Source organism: Calidithermus terrae, from assembly GCF_003574345.1.
Lineage (GTDB): Bacteria > Deinococcota > Deinococci > Deinococcales > Thermaceae > Calidithermus > Calidithermus chliarophilus.
In genome coordinates, this window is the sequence record NZ_QXDL01000363.1 from 1 (window position 1) to 2,293 (window position 2,293).

General features: G+C 74.4%; 4 protein-coding genes. 2 read left to right on the top strand and 2 right to left on the bottom strand.

Annotated features, from left to right (window positions below; translation table 11 throughout):
• Positions 1–583: glycoside hydrolase family 125 protein (locus Mterra_RS20715; RefSeq protein ID WP_119316807.1), on the top strand; the 583-nt coding region annotated here is incomplete at its 5' end.
• On the opposite strand, the gene Mterra_RS20720 is transcribed toward Mterra_RS20715, so the two are convergent.
• Positions 564–1,124 (bottom strand): TetR/AcrR family transcriptional regulator, encoded by a 561-nt coding sequence (locus tag Mterra_RS20720; RefSeq protein WP_119316808.1) that lies wholly within the window; start codon positions 1,122–1,124, stop codon positions 564–566. The two genes, Mterra_RS20715 and Mterra_RS20720, sit on opposite strands and share 20 nt — an antisense overlap.
• Positions 1,125–1,216: 92 nt before the next feature.
• Between Mterra_RS20720 and Mterra_RS20725 the strand changes: the two genes are divergently transcribed.
• The gene (locus Mterra_RS20725) at positions 1,217–1,942 is read left to right on the top strand and encodes an MBL fold metallo-hydrolase (RefSeq protein ID WP_119316809.1); all 726 of its coding nucleotides are present in this window, start codon (positions 1,217–1,219) and stop codon (positions 1,940–1,942) included.
• Here the strand turns inward: Mterra_RS20725 and Mterra_RS20730 are convergent.
• Positions 1,923–2,293 (bottom strand): LOG family protein (locus Mterra_RS20730; RefSeq protein ID WP_119316810.1); only part of this gene is annotated, 371 nt, incomplete at its 5' end. The genes Mterra_RS20725 and Mterra_RS20730 overlap by 20 nt on opposite strands.

A 2,293-nucleotide genomic window follows, 5' to 3' on the forward strand; every position in this document is an offset into this window, starting at 1 on the left:
CCTCACCTACGGCAACGCGCTGTGGTCGGTGGCGCTGAACCGGCTCGCCCCCTTCACCCCCGACCCCGCCGCCCTGCGCGAGGAGGCCCGCCAGGTCCGCGAGAGCCTGTACCGCCAGGCGGTGCAGGGCGGGCGCTTCGTGTTCGCCTTCGAGCCGGGCGGGGGCTTCGTGTGGGGCGACGAGCCCGCCGGGAGCCTGATGCTGCTGCCCCACCTGGGCTTCGTGACCCGCGAGGACTTCGTGTGGCAGGCCACCGCCTTGTGGGTCATGTCGGAGGAGAACCCCCACCACTACCGCGCCCGCTTCGTGGGGGAGGGCTCGGCCCACTTCCCCTTCCCCTCGGGCTTCAGCCTGGTCAACCGCATGCTCTCGGGGCTGCGGCGCAGCGCGGCGGAGGCGGTGCTGGCCCTCGAGCAGGCCCCCCTCGACCACGGCTACGCCTGCGAGTCCTTCGACCCCCAGACCGGCCTGGCCCGCACCGGCGTGGGCTTCGCGGCGCTGGCGGGCTTCGTGGCCTACGGGCTCGCCCACGGGGGCGCGGCCCTCGCGCCCAGCGCCCGCCTCACCCAGCCCGGGCTTTGAAGCCCGCCGCCAGGGCCCGCAGGCCCGCCTCCAGCCCGCCCTTGGGCCCGCTCGCGCCGAACATGCCCGAGCGCTCGAGGCCGGCGTAGCCGTGCAGGAAGGACCACAAGGCTACGGCGGCGGCGGTGTCGTCGGGGTCGCGGGTGAGGGCCCCCACCCGCTGCAGCACGGTGTTCCAGACCGCCTTGCCCGACTCGCGGCTGGCGAGCGCGCTGAGCCGGGCGTCCATCATCAGGTCGTAGAGGCGGGGGTGGGTGCGGGCGAACTCGAGGTAGGCCCGCGCGGCGGCCTCGAGCGCCGCTTCTGGCTCTCCCTCCCGGCTGGCGGCCACCAGGGCCTCGCCCAGCCTGCGGTTGCCGTGCTCGACGAGCGCCACCTCGAGCGCGGCCTTGTCGGGGTAGTGGCGGTAGAGGCTGGGGGCCTTGACGCCCAGCCTCCCGGCCAGGGCGCGCAGCGAAAGGCCGTCCTCACCGCCTTGCTCGAGGAGTTCCAGGGCGGCCCCCAGGATGGCCTCGGGGCTGGTCTTGGCAGGGTAGGGCATACGCGAACAGTGTAAGTCTTGACAGGCCGGGGCTCAAGGCATACAGTGTTAGCCATAAAGGCTATCGGCGTTAGCCTTGAGAGGAGCCCCCGATGAAAGCGACCCCCTACGGCCCGCACCTGGTCCAGCTCACCCAGGCCTTCCCCTTCCCCATCAACGCCTTCCTGGTGCGGGAGGAAGACGGCTTCACCCTCATCGACACCGCCTGGGGCCAAGCCAGGGCCATCGTGGCCGCGGCGCGGGCCCTGGGCGCCCCCGTCCGGCGCATCGCCCTCACCCACGGCCACGCCGACCACGCCGGCTCGCTCGAGGCCCTCCACGCCCTGCTCCCCGAGGCCGAAGTCCTGGTGGGCCGCCGCGAGGCCCGGCTGATGCGGGGCGAGCGCTCGCCCGAGGCCGGGGAGGGGCAGCAGCCGGTCGGCGGGAAGTTCGTGCCCCTGGGGTTCGCGCCCTCGCGGCTGCTCGAGCCCGGCGACCGGGTGGGCTCGCTCGAGGTGATCGCCGCCCCCGGCCACTCCCCCGGCCAGCTCGCCTTCCTCGACGCCCGCGACCGCACCCTGATCGTGGGCGACGCCTTCCAGACCCAGGGCGGGGTCGCGGTGGCGGGCGTGGTGCGGCCCCTCTTCCCCCTGCCGGCCTGGTTCACCTGGGACGCCGAGCGCTCCCTGCAAACTGCCCGCAGCCTGCGCGCGCTCGGCCCCTCGAGGCTGGCGGTGGGGCACGGCAACACCCTCGAGAACCCCCTCGCCGCCATGGACGCCGCCATCACGGCCGCCGAACGCCGCCTGGGGCGCCGGCTCAGCGCGGCAGGCCGCTGAGGAAGGTCTCCACGTCCTCCAGGCTTCCCAGCACGCTCAGCAGCTCGAGGTGGGCCGGGGCGATCTCGAGCTGGGGCCGCAGCAGCTCCATCCAGCCCGCGTGCACCCCGATGGGCCGGTAGGGCAGCCCGTGCATCTGCGCGATCATCGCCACGTTCCACGCCGCCATCAGCTCGGTGAGCGTGCCCACCCCGCCCGGCAGCACCAAGTACCCCACCGCCACGTCCAGCAGCCGCTCGATGCGCGTGAGCAGCGTGGGCGCGGGGATCTCCAGGTCCACGTGGTCGTTGGGCCCCTTGCGCGTGGGGAACAGCGGCGGCGCGGTAACCCCCACCACCAGCCCCCCGGCCT